This window comes from Streptomyces sp. NPDC012935, from assembly GCF_042900345.1.
Classification (GTDB): Bacteria; Actinomycetota; Actinomycetes; order Streptomycetales; family Streptomycetaceae; genus Streptomyces.
The window spans coordinates 296,054-315,397 of the sequence record NZ_JBIBBC010000006.1 but is presented as its reverse complement, the minus strand read 5'-3'; the positions used below and the strand labels follow the sequence as shown (position 1 = coordinate 315,397).

Annotated in this window: 14 protein-coding genes and 1 pseudogene; 3 read left to right on the top strand and 12 right to left on the bottom strand. The window is 70.9% G+C overall.

What is annotated here, in order from left to right:
- Positions 1-105 precede the first annotated feature (105 nt).
- Complete coding sequence (locus tag ACFY5C_RS17855) at positions 106-879, bottom strand: LuxR C-terminal-related transcriptional regulator (protein ID WP_389445248.1); 774 nt, start codon at positions 877-879, stop codon at positions 106-108.
- Positions 880-1,151: 272 nt separating this feature from the next.
- On the opposite strand from ACFY5C_RS17855, the gene ACFY5C_RS17850 reads away from it, so the two are divergent.
- Complete coding sequence (locus ACFY5C_RS17850; protein WP_389445469.1) at positions 1,152-1,607, top strand: GNAT family N-acetyltransferase; 456 nt, start codon at positions 1,152-1,154, stop codon at positions 1,605-1,607.
- Between the two features lie 5 nt (positions 1,608-1,612).
- Here ACFY5C_RS17850 and galK read toward each other — a convergent pair whose 3' ends face one another.
- From galK to galT, 3 genes are all read right to left on the bottom strand, one after another.
- Entirely contained in the window at positions 1,613-2,776 is a 1,164-nt protein-coding gene (galK, locus tag ACFY5C_RS17845; protein WP_389445246.1) for a galactokinase, read from the bottom strand.
- 125 nt (positions 2,777-2,901) lie between these two features.
- Positions 2,902-3,864: a UDP-glucose 4-epimerase GalE gene (gene galE, locus ACFY5C_RS17840; protein ID WP_389445245.1), complete on the bottom strand. Its 963-nt coding sequence runs from the start codon at positions 3,862-3,864 to the stop codon at positions 2,902-2,904.
- Positions 3,861-4,946: a galactose-1-phosphate uridylyltransferase gene (gene galT, locus ACFY5C_RS17835; RefSeq protein ID WP_389445243.1), complete on the bottom strand. Its 1,086-nt coding sequence runs from the start codon at positions 4,944-4,946 to the stop codon at positions 3,861-3,863. Before galT ends, galE begins: the two co-directional genes overlap by 4 nt.
- Before the next feature lie 161 nt (positions 4,947-5,107).
- Between galT and ACFY5C_RS17830 the strand changes: the two genes are divergently transcribed.
- The gene (locus tag ACFY5C_RS17830) at positions 5,108-6,799 is read left to right on the top strand and encodes a sodium:solute symporter family protein (protein WP_389445241.1); all 1,692 of its coding nucleotides are present in this window, start codon (positions 5,108-5,110) and stop codon (positions 6,797-6,799) included.
- Between the two features lie 19 nt (positions 6,800-6,818).
- Positions 6,819-7,151, top strand: a complete 333-nt coding sequence (locus ACFY5C_RS17825) for a hypothetical protein (RefSeq protein WP_389445239.1) — start codon at positions 6,819-6,821, stop codon at positions 7,149-7,151.
- A 415-nt stretch (positions 7,152-7,566) separates the two neighbouring features.
- Here the strand turns inward: ACFY5C_RS17825 and ACFY5C_RS17820 are convergent, their stop codons facing one another.
- The 8 genes and pseudogenes from ACFY5C_RS17820 to ACFY5C_RS17785 all read right to left on the bottom strand — a co-directional run bounded on the left by ACFY5C_RS17820 (position 7,567) and on the right by ACFY5C_RS17785 (position 19,343).
- Complete coding sequence (locus ACFY5C_RS17820; RefSeq protein ID WP_389445237.1) at positions 7,567-8,241, bottom strand: LuxR C-terminal-related transcriptional regulator; 675 nt, start codon at positions 8,239-8,241, stop codon at positions 7,567-7,569.
- Positions 8,242-8,554: 313 nt separating this feature from the next.
- Complete coding sequence (locus ACFY5C_RS17815) at positions 8,555-10,402, bottom strand: PQQ-binding-like beta-propeller repeat protein (protein WP_389445235.1); 1,848 nt, start codon at positions 10,400-10,402, stop codon at positions 8,555-8,557.
- A gap of 81 nt (positions 10,403-10,483) precedes the next feature.
- Positions 10,484-12,316 carry a PQQ-binding-like beta-propeller repeat protein gene (locus tag ACFY5C_RS17810; protein WP_389445233.1) on the bottom strand — a complete coding sequence of 611 codons (1,833 nt, stop codon included), beginning with the start codon at positions 12,314-12,316 and terminating at the stop codon, positions 10,484-10,486.
- 343 nt (positions 12,317-12,659) lie between these two features.
- Positions 12,660-14,471 carry an ABC-F family ATP-binding cassette domain-containing protein gene (locus tag ACFY5C_RS17805; RefSeq protein ID WP_389445231.1) on the bottom strand — a complete coding sequence of 604 codons (1,812 nt, stop codon included), beginning with the start codon at positions 14,469-14,471 and terminating at the stop codon, positions 12,660-12,662.
- Positions 14,472-14,581: 110 nt separating this feature from the next.
- Entirely contained in the window at positions 14,582-15,700 is a 1,119-nt protein-coding gene (locus ACFY5C_RS17800; protein WP_389445229.1) for a peptidoglycan recognition family protein, read from the bottom strand.
- A 164-nt stretch (positions 15,701-15,864) separates the two neighbouring features.
- Positions 15,865-16,782: a 4-(cytidine 5'-diphospho)-2-C-methyl-D-erythritol kinase gene (locus ACFY5C_RS17795; RefSeq protein ID WP_389445227.1), complete on the bottom strand. Its 918-nt coding sequence runs from the start codon at positions 16,780-16,782 to the stop codon at positions 15,865-15,867.
- A 228-nt stretch (positions 16,783-17,010) separates the two neighbouring features.
- A pseudogene (gene rsmA / locus ACFY5C_RS17790) lies at positions 17,011-17,871 on the bottom strand (16S rRNA (adenine(1518)-N(6)/adenine(1519)-N(6))-dimethyltransferase RsmA); the annotation flags it as partial.
- Positions 17,872-17,927: 56 nt separating this feature from the next.
- Positions 17,928-19,343, bottom strand: a complete 1,416-nt coding sequence (locus ACFY5C_RS17785; RefSeq protein ID WP_389445226.1) for a ubiquitin-like domain-containing protein — start codon at positions 19,341-19,343, stop codon at positions 17,928-17,930.
- Position 19,344: the final 1 nt, after the last annotated feature.

Below are 19,344 nucleotides of genomic sequence, written 5' to 3'. Positions count from 1 at the left end.
CGGATGGGTAGTGCCGGGTTGTGTCGTTGGTTGTCTGCGGCGCCGTCGTGGCTGGCCGCGCAGTTCCCCGCGCCCCTGAAGGGGTTGCCGCTCAGCGGCGTTCCATCAGGCGCTGCTGCTTTCCTCGGGCAGGATCCGTCCCGCGGGCCCCAGGTCGACGGGCCCCACCCCCGCCCGTCGTGCGAGCGCTACCGCGGCCAGTGTGGAGTGGACGCCCAGCTTGCCCAGGACGTTCTGCATATGGGTGCGGACGGTGTGCGGCGAGAGATACAGGCGCTCGGCGACGGCCTTGCGCCCCAGTCCCGCCACCATGCACCGGAGAACTTCCCGCTCGCGCGGGGTCAGCGACTCCACCAGCCGCTCGCTCTCGGTGCGGTGCTTACGCGCGGCCGTCAGCTCCCGCAGAACCCCGGTGAGCAGGGCCGGCGGCAGATGCGTCTCGTCGCGCAGCACCCCGCGGATGACGGTGAGCAGCCGGGACAGTGAGCAGTCCTTGGCGACCCACCCGCAGGCCCCGGCCTGCAGGGCGAGCGCGGCCCGACGCGGATCGTCCTTCTCGGCGAGGACGACGATCCGTACCGCCGGCTGCGCGGAGCGGACGCCGACGACCAGCGAGATGCCGTCGACGAGCCCGTCGTCGCCCACCTCCTGAACGGGCACGGCGGGCCGTACGCCCGGCACGCTGCCGCCCAGGTCGGCGTCGACGAGCAGCACGTCGTACCGGCGCCCCTCGGCGGCCGCGCGCTCCAGGCTGCGCAGCGCGGCCGGGCCGCTGCCGGCGGCGGAGACGTCGACGTCGGGCTCGGCCGCCAGCGCGGCGGCGAGTGACTCGGCGAAGATGCGATGGTCGTCGACGACCAGGACTCGGATGCGAACCACGAAACCCCCTTCCCCAAGCTCCCGAAGAGCAGGGGATACCCCATCGTCATGAGGACGACACCGGGAGACGAACACCGTCGCGGGCACGGCGCCCGAAGCGTGGATGACCGCACGGCCGCCGCCGTGCAAGAACTGCTACCCCCACTTCGGGCGTCGTACCCGACCCGTCTCGCCCCCTGATCAGCACCGGCCCCCACCGGTGCTGCTCATCAGAGTACGGGCGGGGGGCAGGAGCGGAAGGTAATTTGCAGAACTGGTTGGCCGACGCGTTTATGGTGAGCCGCATGTTTCGTCTGGAGACAGAAGTCGACAAGTCTCGCCAGGATCTGCTCCGCCGGCGGCTGCGGGACACCAACACCGCGGCCTCCCCGATCCTGCGCGCCCTGCGCGGAACCCCAGGTGAACGCGAACACCCGCTCCAGGTCTGGGCGTTGGACGACTCAGGTGCCGTGGCCGGCGGCCTCGTCGGTCACACCTGGACGACCTGGCTCCACGTCACGTACCTCTGGGTCGACGAACGCCACCGCGGTGCCCGCCTTGGTTCGCAGTTGCTCGCAACTGCAGAGGGCATGGCCCGCGACGAACGCGGCTGCACGGCCGTACGCCTGGAGACCTGGGACTTCCAGGCGCCGGAGTTCTACCGCAAGCGCGGGTACGACGTGGTGTGCGTGATCCCCGACTATCCGCCGGGGATCACGGAGTACACGCTCACCAAGCGGTTGGGGTGAGCGGGTCAGCGCACCCGCCGCGCACCCGCCGCCGGCACCGCCTCGAACACCCGCGGTGCCGTGAACCCGGCGGCGGCGAAGGCCTCCTCGACGGACTTGGTGACGGTCCCGACGTCGGCCGCCTCGGCCAGCACGATCGCCGAGCCGCCGAAGCCGCCGCCGGTCATGCGGGCACCCAGGGCGCCGTTCGCCAGGGCGGTGTCCACGACCAGGTCCAGCTCCGGGCAGGAGATGCGGAAGTCGTCGCGCAGTGAGGCGTGGCCGGCCGTCAGGACCGGGCCGATCGCGCGGGTGTCGCCCGATTCCAGCAGGGCGACGACCTGCTCGACGCGCTGGTCCTCGGTGACGACGTGGCGCACCAGCCGGCGCACCTCCTCGTCGTCGCCGAGCCGGTCGAGCGCCGTGTCCAGCTCGTCGTACGCCACGTCCCGAAGCGCGTCCACGCCCAGCAGCGCCGCGCCCTTCTCGCACCCCGCGCGCCGCTTGCCGTACTCCCCCTCGCTGTGCGAGTGCTTGACCTGGGTGTCGACGACGAGCAGGCGCATGCCCTCGGCGGCCAGGTCGAAGGGGATCTGCTTCTGGGAGAGGTCCCGGGTGTCGAGGAACAGGGCGTGCCCGGCCTCGCAGCAGGCGGACGCCGTCTGGTCCATGATGCCGACGGGGGCGCCCACGTAGACGTTCTCCGCGCGCTGGCACAGACGGGCCAGCTGCCAGCCCTTCAGGCCGAGGTCGTAGAGGTCGTTCAGGGCGAGCGCCACGACGACCTCCAGCGCCGCCGACGACGACAGGCCCGCACCCGCCGGGACCGTCGAGGCCAGGTGGATGTCGGCGCCGGTCACCGCATGGCCGGCCTGGCGCAGCGCCCAGATGACACCCGCCGGGTACGCCGTCCAGTTCCGGTCCGACTCGGGCTCCAGCTTCTCGACGCGCAGTTCCACGACGCCGCCCTCGACGTCCGCCGAGTGCAGCCGCAGGGCGCCGTCCGTGCGCCGTGCGACCGCCGCGACCGCGGTGTGCGGCAGCGCGAACGGCATGACGAAGCCGTCGTTGTAGTCGGTGTGCTCGCCGATCAGGTTGACCCGGCCCGGCGCGGCCCACACCCCGTCCGGCTCCGCCCCGTACAGCTCCCTGAACCGCTCGGCGACCGCGGCTGACGTGTCGACGCTCATCCCCTGACCCTGACCTTCCCTGCTGCTGCATCCGACAGCCGCTACGCGGCGGGGGCCGAAGCGGCCGGTGAGTTGACCGGCCGAACAGCCCTGGAACGTACGGCCGTCGCTACCGGCCGTAGGACTTAGCCTGCGCGCCGCTGGGCGAACTCCCAGGCGTCGGCGACGATCCCCGCGAGGTCCGCGCGGGACGGGTTCCAGCCGAGCCGCTCGCGGGCGGTGTCGGCGGAGGCGACCAGGACCGCCGGGTCGCCGCCCCGGCGCGGGGCCACGACCTCGGGGATCGGGTGCCCGGTGACCTGGCGGACGGTCTCGACGACCTCGCGGACGGAGAAGCCGTTGCCGTTGCCGAGGTTGCAGATGAGGTGCTCGCCCGGCTCGGCGGCCCTGAGCGCCAGCAGGTGGGCGTCGGCGAGGTCGGCGACGTGGATGTAGTCGCGCACGCAGGTGCCGTCCGGCGTCGGGTAGTCGTCGCCGAAGACGGAGATCGCCTCGCGCCGGCCCTGGGCGACCTGGAGGACGAGCGGGATGAGGTGCGACTCGGGGTCGTGGCGCTCGCCGCAGTCGCCGTACGCACCCGCCACGTTGAAGTACCTGAGGGACACGGCACCGAGCCCGTGGGCCGCCGCCTCGCCGGAGATCATGTGGTCGACGGCGAGCTTGGAGGCGCCGTACGGGTTCGTGGGCTGCGTCGGGGCCGACTCGACGATCGGCACCTCCTCGGGCTCGCCGTAGGTGGCGGCGGTGGAGGAGAAGACGAGCTTGCGCACACCGGCGTCACGCATCGCGCCGAGCAACGCCATCGTGCCGCCGACGTTGTTGTCCCAGTACTTCTCCGGCTTCACGACCGACTCGCCGACCTGCGAGAACGCGGCGAAGTGCAGCACGGCGTCGAAGGAGGAGTCCAGCCACTTGGCGGCGTCGCGGATGTCGCCCTCGATGAAGGAAGCCCCGGCCGGCACGCCCTCGCGGAATCCGGTCGAGAGGTTGTCGAGGACGACGACCTCGTCTCCCGCCTCCAGCAGATGCTGGGCGACCACGCTGCCCACATAGCCGGCGCCACCGGTGACCAGGTACTTCCCACTCATGAACTCGCTACCTCTCGCAGTCGCTCGGCCGCGCGCTCCGGCGGCACGTCGTTGATGAACACGTTCATGCCGGACTCGGAACCCGCGAGAAACTTAAGCTTGCCGGAAGTGCGGCGGATGGTGAAAAGCTCGAGGTGAAGAGCGAAGTCCTCACGCACCACGCCCTCGAATTCCTCCAGTGTGCCGAACGGCGCCTGGTGCCAGGCGGCGATGTACGGCGTCGGAGGCTCACCCCCGGAGTTCTCCCCTCCGTCCCGCCCGTCGAAGATCCGGTCGAAGCGCCTCAAGAGTTCCAGATAAACCTTGGGGAACTCTGAGCGCGCCTCTTCGTCGAGCGCGAGCAGATCGGGCACCCGGCGCTTCGGGTACAGGTGGACCTCGTAGGGCCAGTGCGCGGCGTACGGCACGAAGGCCGCCCAGTGTTCACTCTCCAGGACGACCCGCTGGTCGGCGAGTTCACGCTCCAGGACGGCGTCGAAGAGGTTCTCCCCGCCGGTGGCGTCCTTGTGGGCGGCCAGCGAGCGCAGCATCAGGGAGGTGCGCGGGGTGGTGAAGGGGTAGGCGTAGATCTGCCCGTGGGGGTGGCCGAGGGTGACACCGATCTCGGCGCCGCGGTTCTCGAAGCAGAAGACCTGCTCCACGCAGGGCAGGGACGACAGCTCGGAGGTCCGGTCGGTCCACGCGTCGAGGACCAGCCGGGCCTGCTCCTCGGTGAGGTCGGCGAAGGAGGCGTGGTGGTCGGAGGTGAAGCAGACGACCTCGCAGCGCCCGGAGTCACCGGCGAGCGAGGGGAAGCGGTTCTCGAAGACCACGACGTCGTACGACGAGTCGGGGATCTCGCTCAGCTGCTCACCCTGCGAAGGGCACAGCGGGCACTCGTCGGCCGGCGGGTGATACGTCCGCCCCTGCCGGTGCGAGGCGATGGCGACCGCGTCCCCGAGCAGCGCGTCCTCGCGGACCTCGGAGGTGGTGACGGTCCGGTCCAGCGGCCGCCGGTCCACGGCGTCCCGCACGGTGTCGTCGCGCAGGTCGTAGTAGACGAGCTCACGACCGTCGGCCAGCCGGGTCGAGGTCTTCTTCACGCTGGACTCCTCCATCAAACATAACTAAACACAGAGAAACACAACTCACCACCTCAGTCAACATCACAATCAAACAAAGACCATCACCTAACGTGTTCAATTACTGAACACGGCGGCGTAGGTTCCGCTCTGTATCGGTTCGCGCAACGAAGCGGGTACTTATGCAAACCCCCACACATTCCCCCACCTACCTCGCCGCCGAGCTACGGCTCCCCACGAACTGGCTCGACTACACGCTGCTGGGCATCTACTTCGTCGTCGTGCTGGGCATCGGCTTCGCCGCCCGCCGTTCGGTGAAGACCAGCCTCGACTTCTTCCTCTCCGGCCGCTCCCTGCCCGCCTGGGTCACGGGACTCGCCTTCATCTCCGCCAACCTGGCCGCCACCGAGATCCTCGGGATGGCCGCCAACAGCGCGCAGTACGGCGCCTACACCGTCCACTGGTACTGGATCGGCGCCATCCCGGCCATGGTCTTCCTCGGCCTGGTGATGATGCCCTTCTACTACGGCAGCAAGGTCCGCTCGGTCCCGGAATTCCTGCTGCTGCGCTTCGACAGGGCGGCGCACCTGCTCAGTTCGCTCCTGTTCGCCTTCGCCGCGATCCTGATCGCCGGCGTGAACCTCTACGCCCTGGCGATCGTGGTCGAGGCCCTGCTGGGCTGGCCCCAATGGGTCGCGATCGTCGTGGCGGGCTTCTTCGTCCTCGCCTACATCACCCTCGGCGGCCTGTCCTCCGCGATCTACAACGAGGTGCTGCAGTTCTTCGTGATCCTGGCCGCGCTGATCCCGATCACCGTGCTGGCCCTGAAGAAGGTGGGCGGCTGGGACGGCCTGACGGACACCCTGACCAAGTCCCACGGCGACGACTTCGTCACCGCCTGGGGCGGCACCGGCATCGGCGACGCGAACCCGCTGGGCGCGAACTGGCTGACGATCGTCCTGGGCCTCGGCTTCGTGCTCTCCTTCGGCTACTGGACGACCAACTTCGCCGAGGTCCAGCGGGCGCTCTCGGCCAAGAACCTCTCAGCGGCCCAGCGCACCCCGCTCATCGCGGCGTTCCCGAAGATCTTCATCGTGTTCCTGGTGATGATCCCGGGGCTCGCGGCTGCGGCCCTGGTCCCCGGCTTCGGCACCGAGGAATCGGGCTACCAGTACAACGACGCCATCCCGTACCTGATGGAGGGCCTGCTGCCCAACGGCGTCCTCGGCATCGCCGTGACCGGCCTCCTCGCCGCGTTCATGGCGGGCATGGCGGCGAACGTCTCGTCCTTCAACACGGTGTTCACGACCGACATCTGGGCGCGGTACGTGGTCACGGACCGCGAGGACGGCTACTACGTCCGCTTCGGCCGCCTCATCACCGCGATCGGGGTACTGGCGTCGATCGGCACGGCGTTCCTGGCGTCGTCCTTCTCCAACATCATGAGCTACCTCCAGACCCTCTTCTCCTTCTTCAACGTGCCGATGTTCGTGGTCTTCATCATCGGCATGTTCTGGAAGCGGGCTTCGATGAAGTCGGGCTTCTGGGGCCTGCTGGCGGGCACGACGGCGGCGATGATCAACTACTTCGTCCTCTACAAGCAGGACATCATCTCGATCCCCTCCGACCAGGGGGCGAACTTCGTCTCCGCGATCGCGGGCTTCGTGGCCGGCGCAGTCGTCATGGTGGCCGTCTCCCTCTTCACGGCCCCCAAGCCGACGGAGGAACTCCAGGGCCTGGTCTACGGCACCCGCTCCCCCGGCATGGCCGAGCCGCCCGCGCCGGGGGACGAGGCTTGGTACCGCAAACCGGCGCTGCTCGGCTGGGGCGCGGTGGTCCTCGCTGCGGCCTGCTACATCCCGTTCTCCTTCTGACGACGGAGGTCCGAGACCCATGACCGACCACCACTCCGAACGCCCCGGCTCCTCCGAGAAGGACCTGCTGCGACAAGTCACGGACCTGGAGGGCAAGTCCGCGACGGCCGCCCGGCTGTTCGACATCCGGCGCATCATCGGCGGGCTCTTCGTGCTCTACGGCGTCATCGTCACGATCGCGGGCATCACCGACGACGACGCCGCGATCGACAAGGCCCAGGGCGTCAACATCAACCTCTGGACCGGGCTCGGGATGCTGCTCCTGGGCCTGTTCTTCCTGGCCTGGCTGAAGCTGCGGCCTACGGCGCCGCCTCCTCCGGAGACCGCACAGGAGGACGAGCCGGCCCAGTAACCCGCCGGCGGGGGGCAACCCACAACTCCTTCGCCCCCGCCGCCCCTACCCGTCCCGTCCCAGGGGCTCCGCCCCTTCGACCCCGCCAGGGGGCTGCGCCCCCTGGACCCCCATCGGCCTGAACGGCCTCGTCCTCAAACGCCGGACAGGCTGCAAGGCCGGGACCGCCGTCCCACACGGGCCCTGATGGCGGTGGCGTGCCGCCGCGGCGCCGCACCCGCCCACGGCGGCAAGGGGACGTGCCGGGGGGGTGTCCGCCCGCAGTGGCCGGCGTCAAGAAACGGCACCACCCTGCCCGGCCCCGACCGCCGGTCCGAGGACGGACACCCCCCGGCACGGCCCCGACCCACCACACACCCGCGGGCGCTACGCGAACCCCCACCCAACAGCCACAGGCCGCCGCAGGCAGTACGCGTCACGCACCACCCTCCCCCGCCCGATCCAGCAACCCTGTCCGCGCCGCCAACGCAGCCGCCTCCAGCCGCGACCCCACGCCCAGTTTCATCAGCACCCGCTGGACATGGGTACGCGCAGTCGACGGTGCGATGCCCATGCCCGCCGCGATCAGGCGGGTGTCCTCGCCATCGGCCACGCGGACCAGAACCTCGACCTCCCGGGGCGTGAGCATCTGCAGCAACCGCTGCCCCTCGTCGTCCGGTTGGGCCGCCGGATTGAGCAACTCGCTGAAGGCCCCCTGCAGCAGCTGCGGCGCCACCGCCGCCTCCCCCGCCCTGGCCTTCATGATCGCCCGCTCGACACCCTCTATCCGCTCGTCGTGCCGCACATAGCCGGAGGCCCCCGCCGCAAACGCCGCCGCAATCCCCCGCGGACTCGGTACCGGCCCCAGCACCAGGACAGCCACCTGCGGCCGCTCCCGCTTGATCTTCACCACCGGATCGAACATCCCAGGCTCCGCAGGTGTCGCCGTCCCCAACAGGCACACCTCAGGCGCCCGCGTGATCACCAGCTCCGCCGCCCCCGCGGCCGGCGCCGCCGCGGCCAGCACCCGGTGTCCCCTCAGCTTCAGCGCCGAGGCCAGCGCCTCCGCGAGCAATCGGTGGTCGTCGACCACCATGAGCCGCACTCCCATCGACCAACCCCCCAAGTCCCCCAGTCCCCCTGTCCCGCCAATGGAACCCGGTGAACGCCCACCACGGAGCCCCCACCACGGATACCCACTGGCCGCGCGGACAGAAGCCCCCTCCCGGCTCCCCCGCCCTTCATGCCCCCGGAAGCTACACGCTTGTTCGACGTTACGCTCCCCCTACTGGTGAGAAGTGCCCCGGAACGGCGGATTTTCTGGCGTTCCCCGCATTCGAGGACGATGAGACGGTACGACGGTACGTACGCACACGGCCCCGCTCCTGAACAGGAACGGGGCCATGGTCGCCGGAGGGGTCAGCTCACTCGGCGGTCGTACCGAACGCGATCACATGAGCCTTCGGATCGGCGGAACTCGTCAACTCGCTCGCGAACACGGCGGACATGTACAGATGCCCCTGCGAGTAGATGAACTCGGAGTACTCCGGAGACATCCGCGTCTCCACATCCCGCACCGACCGCGCCGCCGGATTCTCCAGCAGCTTCGTCTCCTTGAAGCTGCCGCCGTCCACGCTGACGATCTGCCCGCCCTTGTCGTACGGCGGCCGCTTGTACGCGATCACGTTGCCGCCGTCCATCCGCAGCGGCGTGATCGTGTAGCCGTCCCCCGCGTCCGCCCGCTGCCCGGTCTGCTTGCCGGTGGCCAGGTCGAAGGCGACGATCTCGTTGGTCCGGCCGCGCGCACCACCGCTGCTGTGCTGCTCGGTCTCCACGTAGAGCCGGTCATTGCCCACCACGACGCCCTTGCACTGCTCGATCGTGGTGACGCCGGAGCACTTGGCCGCGAACTGGTCGGCGGGCACGGAGATGCGGATACGCAGCTTGCCGGTCTTGTTGTCGATGGAGAAGACGTCCGAGATGCCGATGGCGTCCGACTGCCCGGCCTCGGCGGCGACGACGAGCGGTTCGGTGGACACCACACTCGCGTACTCGACGCCCTCGGCCATCTTGTACTCGGAGATCACCTTCCCGGACTTCGGGTCGATGGTCTGGATGTGCAGCTGAGGCTGGGCGTAGGAACCGCACTTGCGTACGGCGACCAGCTTCTCGCCACCGGCGTACCCGAGGTCGTAGCAGCCGTCCTCGGCCTTCGGGACCCACAGCTGCTTGCCGGTCTCGAGGTCGAACGCGGTGCCGCCGCTCGTACCGCCGGCGGCGACGGTGCCGCCGCTGACGGTGATGTTGTCGAAGCGCAGCGGTGAGCCGTCGACCTCGGTGCTCTTCGTCCACAGCTTCTTGCCGGCGTCGAGATCGATCGCCGCGACCTCGCTGCAGCCGTACGAGGGCCGTTCCTTGGTCGGCATGTCGGGCTGGAAGGCCACGGCCGTCAGCCCGTCCTCGTTGACGTGCTTACTGGCCTGGCAGACCGGCCCCGGCAGCTTGACGGTCCACAGCTTGGTGCCCTTGTCGCGGTCGTAGCCGACGATCTCGGCGACGCCGCTCTTGACGTAGGCGTCGTCGGTCAGCCACGAGCCGGACACCACGACGCTGGTGTCGTCCTCGACGTCGGGCGCCTTGACCTGGAAGAGGACATCGGAGTTGGTGTCGGCGGGCACCTTCTCGGTGCCGTCGGGGGCATCGACGCCGCCGCCGTCACCGTCACCGTTGTCCCCGCCGCCCGTGCCGCCGCTGGAGCTGGCGGTGTCGTCCTTGCCGCCCTCGTCACCGGACTTGGCGTACAACACGCCACCGATGATCAGCGAGATCACCACGACGGCCGCCGCCACGATGACGGCGAGCTGCCCGCTGGACCGCTGCCCGCCACCGCCCGGCCCGCCGGACTGGGGGTGCATCGGCACGGTCTGCTGCGGATAGCCGTAGCCGGGCTGCTGACCGTAAGGGTTCTGCTGCTGGCCGTACGGGTTCTGCGGCTGCCCGTAGGTGGCGGGCTGCTGGCCCGGGTAGCCGTACCCGGCGGGCGGAGTCGGCTGTTGACCCCCCTGCCCACCCTGGGGTGCCTGCGGATAGCCGTACCCCGGCTGCTGGGCCCCGGACGGCGGACCCTGCGGGGGCGGCGGCGTCTGCGCAGGCGGCGGCGGTGTCGGCGGGCCGAAGCCGCCACCCCCCTGTTGGTGGGGCGGCTGGTCCTGCGGCGGGCCGAACCCGCCCTGCGGGGGCTGGTTGGGCGGCGGAGGCGGCGGCTGGGTCATGGCGTGGGTACCTCAGGGGAGGGGGCGACGGGCACGGCGGGGACGAGGGGGACGACGGCAAGGGAAGGACTGCCGCTCGGCTCACTTACCGAAGGCGAGGATCAGCTTCTCCTTGGATTCGTCGTTGCCGCTCAGCCGGGTGCTCGAGAGGTAGAAGCGCCCGTCGGCCCAGTCGAACGCCTTGGAGAAGAAGCCGTTCTCGACATCCGCGGCGCCGGCCGGGTTCTGCAGCAGCGTCGTCGGCTTGGGGTTGCTGCCGGCGACCGGGATGGACACGACCTGGCCGCCCGCGTCGTACGACGGGTCGACGTAGGCGAGGAGCTTGCCGTCCTCGACCTTGATCGGCAGCATCGGCTCCTCGGCGGGGGACTTGACGCGCCACTTCTCCTTGCCGTTGGCCAGGTTGATCGCGACGATCTCGTTGGCCCCGGTGGTCGCCTTGGTCGGCATGTAGAGGGTGTCGGGGTCCGAGGCCACACCGCTGCAGCCCTGGAGGTCACGCTGGAGGATGGCCCAGCCGCACTGGGCGCCGATCTCCAGAGCGACCTCGACCTGCGAGCGGCGCTTTCCGTCGTCGCCGAGCGTGGAGATGTTCCACTGCTTCTTGTCCTCGTTGGTGCTGTAGAGGACCAGCGGGTCGAGGGAGAAGACGCGCGCGACCTTCCAGCCCTTGTCGAACTGCCAGGTCCACTTGACCTTGCCGGTCGCCGGGTCGAGCTCCTGCACCTCGTCGTGCTCGTTGCTGCCGGTGGCGTCACAGCCCGCCACGGCGATCAGCTTGTCTCCGCCGGCGAAGGCGTCCGGGAAGCACTTGTCGCCGAACCGCGTCTTGTCCCACAGCTTCTTGCCGCTGTTGACGTCGTACGCCGTGCCGGACTGCGAGCGACCCACCATCAGCGTCTTGCCGGTGATGGACAGTTCGACGTCGAGCGTGCTGTCGAACAGCGCGCCGTTGGCGACCGAGGCCTTCCAGCCCTTGGCGCCGGTGTTGAGGTCGACCTGCTGGAGCTGGTTGCACTTGGCGCGGTCGCTGCCGCCGCTCATGTACGCGACGACGATCTTGTCGTCGGACGACTTCTGCGGGGTGACCGCGCAGATCTTCTCCGGGAAGGCGATCGGGTCCCAAGTGGCCTCGCCGTCGCCGACGTTGTAGGCGAAGAGCTGCTTGTACGCCGCCTTCACCGCGGCCTTGTCGGTGATCCACATGCCGGGGGCGTCGGCGCCGGAGGCGGGCGCGTCGGGCGCGGGCTTGTACCAGAGCACCTTCGAGTCGCCGGACTGGCGACCGCCGTTGAGGTTCTCCGGGTCGGCGCCGCCGCCACTGCCACCGCTGCCCTCGGGGTCGTCGGACGGGGACTCGGTGTTCTTCGAGTCACCGCTCTCCTGGGCGACCGGCTTCTTCGGGTCGTCGTCGCCGCTGGTCACCGCGTACACGCCGCCGCCGATGACGAGCAACGCCGCCACCGCGGCACCGATGGCGAGGGCGGGCTTGCCCTTGAAGGGGTTGCGCGAGCCGGGCTGGGGAGCGCCGGGCGCGCCCGGGTACTGCGGCTGCCCCGGGTATCCGTAACCCTGGGCGGGCTGCTGGCCGTAGGGGCCGGGCTGCTGCTGATAGCCGTACGGCCCCGGCTGCTGCTGCGGCTGCGGCTGTACGTACGGGCCGGACTGGTACGGGCCCGGCTGCGCCGGCTGCTGCGGGTAGCCGTAGCCGGGCTGCGGGGCGCCGGGCGGCGGGCTCTGCGGGGGCGGCGGCGTCTGCGGCGGGCCCTGCGGCGGCGGGGGTGTCTGCGGCGGGCCCTGCGGCGGGGGCGGGGTCTGCGGCGCGTCCGGCTGCGGGGCGCCGAAGCCGCCCTGCCGCGGATCCTGCGGTGCGCCGAAACCGCCCTGGGGCGGCTGGTTGGGCGGCTGGCTCATGAGCGGTTCCCCCTCGTGACCGGTGTGGTGCCACGTCATGTGCCGTCGCGTTTCCGCCACACCGACGGTTCTCAGACTGTTCTCAGACGGCTCTTTCTATCACCCGCCGACGACAGTGCACCGGGTCGTCCCGCCCCCTGTTCCCAAGGGAGGACCGGCCTGTGATGCCCCCGTTATGCGCCTTCACGCGCCCTTCACGCGGGGCGCGGATGCGCCCTGAAGGGGCGCGGGGCTGTATCGATATGCGGCTACCGCCGCGCGAGCGCGACCAGCCACGACGGCACCGCAGACGACAGCCGACACACAGTGCCACCTCGGCAGTCGCGCTCTTCCCGGCGAAACGCTACGCGTCCTCGGCGAGTTCGAGCCAGCGCAGCTCCAGCTCGTCCCGCTGACCGGCCAAGTCGCGCAGTTCCGCATCGAGTTCGGCGACCTTTCCGAAGTCGGTGGCGTGCTCGGCGATCTGCGTGTGCAGCTTGGTCTCCTTCTCGGAGATCTTGTCGAGCTGGCGCTCGATCTTCTGCAACTCCTTCTTGGCGGCGCGCACATCGGCGGCGCTCTTCTCCGGTACGGCCTTCGCGGCGACGGGGGTGGACACCGCGCCGGTGGCGACCTGGGCCTCCATGCGGTGGCGGCGCTCCAGGTACTCGTCGATGCCGCGCGGCAGCATCCGCAGCGTGGCGTCCCCGAGCAGGGCGAACACCCGGTCCGTGGTCCGCTCGACGAAGAACCGGTCGTGGGAGATGACGATCATCGAGCCCGGCCAGCCGTCGAGGACGTCCTCCAGCTGGGTGAGGGTCTCGATGTCGAGGTCGTTGGTGGGCTCGTCGAGGAAGAGGACGTTGGGCTCGTCCATCAGCAGGCGCAGCAGCTGCAGCCTGCGCCGCTCACCACCGGAGAGGTCGCCGACCGGCGTCCACTGCTTCTCCTTGCTGAAGCCGAAGGTCTCGCACAGCTGTCCGGCGGTCATCTCGCGTCCCTTGCCGAGGTCGACGCGCTCACGCACCTGCGACACGGCTTCCAGCACACGCAGGTTCGGGGCGAGCTCGGCGACCTCCTGGGACAGGTAGGCGAGCTTGACGGTCTTTCCGACGGCGATCCGTCCGGCGGCCGGCTGCGCCTCGCCCTCCGTCCGCGCCGCCTCGGCCATGGCCCGCAGAAGGGAGGTCTTGCCGGCGCCGTTGACACCGACGAGACCGACCCGGTCCCCCGGCCCGAGCTGCCATGTCACATGCTTGAGCAGCACCTTGGGGCCGGCCTGGACGGTGATGTCCTCCAGGTCGAAGACGGTCTTCCCGAGCCGGGAGGAGGCGAACTTCATCAGCTCGCTGCTGTCCCGGGGCGGGGGGACGTCCTTGATGAGCTCGTTGGCGGCCTCGACGCGAAAGCGCGGCTTGGACGTGCGCGCGGGGGCGCCGCGGCGCAGCCAGGCGAGCTCCTTGCGGACCAGGTTCTGCCGCTTGACCTCTTCGGTGGCGGCGATGCGCTCGCGCTCGGCGCGGGCGAAGACGTAGTCGGAGTAGCCGCCCTCGTACTCGTAGACGTCGCCTTTCTGCACGTCCCACATGCGCGTGCAGACCTGGTCGAGGAACCACCGGTCGTGGGTGACGCACACGAGCGCCGAGCGGCGCTCGCGCAGGTGCTGGGCCAGCCAGGAGATGCCCTCGACGTCGAGGTGGTTGGTGGGCTCGTCGAGGACGATGAGGTCCTGCTCCTCGATGAGCAGCTTGGCGAGCGCGATCCGCCGCCGCTCGCCGCCGGACAGGGGGCCGATGACGGTGTCGAGGCCCTGCGGGAAGCCGGGCAGGTCGAGGCCGCCGAACAGGCCCGTGAGCACGTCCCGGACCTTGGCGTTGCCCGCCCACTCGTGGTCGGCCATGTCCCGGATGACCTCGTGCCGGACGGTCGCCTCGGGGTCCAGCGAGTCGTGCTGGGTGAGCACCCCGAGCCGCAGCCCGCCGGAGTGCGTGACCCGGCCGGTGTCGGCCTCCTCCAGCTTGGCGAGCATCCGGATCAGGGTCGTCTTGCCGTCGCCGTTGCGACCGACGACGCCGATGCGGTCCCCCTCGGAGACGCCGAGCGACACACCGTCGAGCAAGGCACGGGTGCCGTACACCTTGCTGACGTTCTCGACATTGACCAGATTGACGGCCATTTCTCTCCTGCCCAGGGGGTCGGTCAGCCACCCAGCCTAGTCGGCCCGTACGACAGCCCCTGCGCCCCGGGGACCGGCGGCCTCGGGGCGCGGGGGCGTGGAGGCCGGTGTCAGTGGCGGGCGGCCGCCGCGCGGACCTCGGCGAGGAGGTCGTACATGACCTGGCCGGGGCACTCGGTGTCGAAGTAGTCGCGGTGACCCCCGACCGTGTTCGTGTCCTTCCTGGTGCCGTTGACGGGGTTGGTGTACGTCACCCTCGCCTGCGGGTCCAGGCCCTGGAACCGGGATATGACCTTGATCAGCCGGATCAGGGAGGCCTTGGCCGCGTCCGTGGGGGCCTGCTGGTCGAGGTTGCCGATCAGGGCGATGCCGAGGGCGCCGGAGTTGTAACCCACGGAGTGGAAGCCGGTGACGAGGTCGCCGTCCGGGTTGAAGGCGGGGATGCCGTCGTCGCCGGAGTAGCGGCCCTCGTAGACCGTGCCGGCCTCGTCGATGAGGAAGTGGTAGCCGATGTCGCCCCAGTCGTTGGTGATCGCGTGGAACTCGTAGATCGCGCGGACCGTCGCGGCCGGGTCGGGGTCGCCGTTGGGGGTCGCGGTGTGGTGGACCGTGATGACCTGGAGCGGGTAGTACGTCTCGGGCGAGTTGACCTTGCCGTCCTTGTACCGCTTGGACTCGTCGGCGCCCCAGGCCGGCCGCGAGAGGTAGCCGACGCCGCGTACGCGCGTGGGCTCGCTCGGCACCTGGTAGGTGCGCTCGGGGCCGTCGGTGGTGTCGATGGCCAGCGAGCGCACGCCGTTGATGTCGGTCGGGGCCTTCACCTCGTAGGCCTTGGCGTTGTCGGCGGCGACCAGGGCGGTACCGCCGTCCTCGACGGCCGCGCAGCCGTGGGTCAGGGTCTGCCAGTTGCCGTCCGCGAGCCGGATGGCGGCGCCCTCCTTGGCGCCGGACCAGCGCACACCGACGTAGGAGGCGGCGAAGGCGGTGGTGGCCTCGCCGGTGCCGGTGGCGGCCTCGGTCCGGGTGGCGGGGAACTTCTCCGGCGTCGTGCCCGATCCACCGGAATCGGAGGTGGAGTTGTCTGTCTCGCCGGAGTCGCCCGCGGCGAACACCATCGGTGTGAGCGCGGTTCCGGCGGCCACCGCCCCACCCGCGGCCATCATGCCGCGACGGGACAGGGAGCGCTTTCTACGGTGAGACGGCTGGGCGGGGGTGGGGGATTCGGACACAGGAGTGTCCCCTTCCAGAAGTGCACTTGACGGTGAGCCGGGCATGACAGCCCGAAAGTTGAAACGTCAAGCGACCCTAAACGCCTCAGCCGCCCCACGGGTACTGCGATCGCAGTACTTCCGTGTGGAGATCGGGCGAAGAACGCGTACTTGTGAGTACGGCGTCACGCTCCGGCGGCCCGCACGACCGTGGCACCCTGCGCGGGCCCGGACGCCGTGCGCACCGACCGGCAGGTGCCGGACGACCGCAGGGTGTCGGCCACCTTCTCCGCCGACTCGGGGTCGCGCGCGAGGAACGCCGTCGTCGGGCCGGAGCCGGAGACCAGCGCCGTGAGCGCACCGGCAGCACGGCCGGCGGCGAGGGTGCCGGCGAGTTCCGGGAAGAGGGAGAGCGCGGCGGGCTGCAGGTCGTTGGAGACGGCCGCGGCGAGGGCGTCGGGGTCGCCCTTCGCGAGGGCGGCGAGGAGCGGCTCGGAGGCGATGGGCTCGGGAATGTCGGTGCCCTCGCCGAGCCGGTCGAACTCACGGAACACGGCCGGCGTCGACAGACCCCGCTCGGCCATCGCGAACACCCAGTGGAAGGTGCCGCCCACGTCGAGCGCACGGAGCTTCTCGCCCCGCCCGGTGCCCAGAGCCGCCCCGCCGACCAGGCTGAACGGCACGTCGCTGCCCAACTCGGCGCAGATGTCCAGGAGTTCCTCACGGGAGGCGTGCGTACCCCACAACGCGTCGCAGGCCAGCAGCGCGCCCGCGCCGTCCGCACTGCCGCCCGCCATGCCGCCGGCGACCGGAATGTCCTTGGCGATGTGGAGGTGGACGGCGGCGTCCAGGCCACGGCGTTGCGCCAGGGCGAGCGCCGCGCGGGCGGCGAGGTTCGTCCGGTCGAGGGGGACCTGGTCGGCGTCGGGCCCCTCACACGTGACGCGCAGCCCGTCGGGCGAGGGGGTCACGGTGACCTCGTCGTACAGCCCGACCGCCAGGAAGACGTTGGCCAGGTCGTGAAAGCCGTCGGGCCGTGCGGCGCCGACCGCGAGCTGGACGTTGACCTTGGCGGGGACACGTACGGTGACGCTCGCGCTCACTTACTCGGACTCCTTGTGCGGGGCGGTGGACCGGGCGGCGGACTCGGCGGGCGGGACGCCGGGCTGCTGCGACCGGGCGTCGGACACAGCCGACTCCGCGCCGGACTCTCCGTCCCGGGCGGCGGCCCCCGTCGATTCGGCGGTGGGCTCGCTGCGCGCAACGGCGGACTCCTGCGACCGCGCGCCGGACTCCTCGTCCCGCGCGCCGGACTCCTGCGGGCGGGTGCCGGCCGCCTTGTGCTCGGCGATCCGGACGAACTCCTCGACCGTCAGGGCCTCTCCGCGGGCCTGCGGTGAGACGCCGGCTGCGACAAGGGCTTGCTCGGCGGCGGCCGCCGAGCCCGCCCAGCCGGCGAGTGCGGCCCGGAGCGTCTTGCGGCGCTGGGCGAACGCGCCGTCGATGACGGCGAAGACCTCACGCCTGGAGGCCGTGGTCCTGAGCGGCTCGGCGCGCCGGGTCAGGGACACGAGCCCACTGTCGACGTTCGGGGCGGGCCAGAAGACGTTGCGTCCGATGGCGCCGGCCCGCTTTACCTCGGCGTACCAGTTGGCCTTGACCGAGGGGACGCCGTACACCTTCGAACCGGGCGCGGCGGCCAGTCGGTCGGCGACCTCCGACTGCACCATGACGAGGGTGCGTTCGATGCTCGGGAAGGTTTCGAGCATGTGCAGGAGGACCGGGACGGCCACGTTGTAGGGGAGGTTGGCGACCAGTGCGGTGGGCGGCGGGCCCGGCAGCTCGGCGACCTGCATCGCGTCGGAGTGCACCAGCGCGAACCGGTCGGCGCGCTCCGGCATGCGGGCCGCGATGGTCGCGGGCAGCGCGGCGGCGAGGACGTCGTCGATCTCGACGGCGGTGACGCGGTCGGCCACCTCCAGCAGCGCCAGGGTGAGCGAGCCGAGTCCCGGTCCCACCTCGACCACCACGTCGTCGGGGCGGACGCCCGCGGTGCGGACGATGCGGCGGACCGTGTTCGCGTCGATCACGAAGTTCTGGCCGCGCTGTTTGGTGGGGCGCACACCGAGGGCGGCCGCCAGTTCACGGATGTCGGCGGGGCCCAGGAGGGCGTCGGGGGTGGGGCTGCTCACCCGACAAGGGTACGGGGCCGTACAGCTGCCTCCGGCCGCCCGTCACCTCACACGGCTCACCCGTGCAAGCGCTCCCCGCAGTGCGGCCAGGGACTCGCCCCCTGCCGCACGTACAGCTTCTTCGCCCGTGCCGTCTGCTCCGCCGCCGGCGCGTCCTGCGGACGGCCCTTCCCGCCGAGGCTCCGCCAGGTGTGCGTATCGAACTGGTACAGCCCGCCGTACGTCCCCGACGAGTCCACCGCGTCCGCCCTGCCCCCGGACTCGCACGCCGCGAGACCCTGCCAGTTCAGCCCTCCCGCACCGCGCACGGAAGTCGGCAGCGGCTTGGTGCCGACCTTCACCACCTGCGTCTGCGGCTCGCGCACCACCTCGGACCTGGTCCGCCGCGGCTTCTGCCGGACGCCGTTGACGGTGCGCAGCGAGTACGTGACCCGCCGCAGCCCCAGCTGCCCCGCCCGCTCGACGACCTCCGTCCCCTTGAATACCGAGGGGTCCTCGATCCGCTGCACGGCGAACTGGATCGCCTCGTCGCGGATCTCCTTGCGGCCGGTGATCCTCAGGACCGTGACCGTCTGCCCGTCGCGCGGGAAGCTGTCGAGCGGCACGGACGTCGCGTCCTGACCGCGCAGGGTGATGCCGGCCTGCTCCACGACCTCGCTCACGGTCGCCGCGTTCGTACGGATGGTGCGCGCCCGCCCGTCCGCCATGACCGTCACCGCGCGCTCGGTACGCACATCCAGCGCGAGCCCTTCACGCCCGATGCGCCGGGATCGCGACGCCGAGAGGTACGCCCCCTCCGCGCGCACCCCGATCTGTCTGAGCGCCGCCTCCACCGTGCGCTCGGTCGTCCACACCTCGCGGCGCTGCCCGTCGAGCGTGAGCCGCACGGGGCGGCCGTAGCGCACCGCGACCTCGTCACCGCTGGTGAGCGCCGCGTCGGGAGCGGGCGCCACCACGTCGTGCGCGCCGACGTCGACGCCCTCCTCGGCGAGCAGCTCGGTGACGTCGTCCGCGAAGGTGTGCAGAGTGCGCGGCGTGCCGTCGACGCTCAGCTCGATCGCCTTGTCCTTGGCGACGAAGGCGCTCGTGCCGCCCGCGAGGAACGCCACGACCAGCGCCTGCGGGACGAGCCTGCGCATGGGCCCGTCCCCCCGCTCGGCGGCCCGCGCCCTGCGCCGGTGCGCGGCCCGACGTCCGCTCCTGGGGCGCACAACCGGCTCGTACTCCGCCTCGTACGCCGTCTCGTACGCCGTTTCGGACCCCGTTTCGGACGCCTCGTAGGCGGGCCGGTAGGTGTCCTCATAAGTGGCGTAGGCAGGGGCTGCGCTGTACGTGCCGTACGCGTCGTGCGTCTCGTACACCGCCTGCACCCCGTAACCCAGCGTCTGCGCGCTGTGCGGGTCGAAGCCGCCGTACGCCGCAGGCTCGCGGGCCGGGCTCGGGCCATACGTCTCGAACTGCGCGTTGCTCACG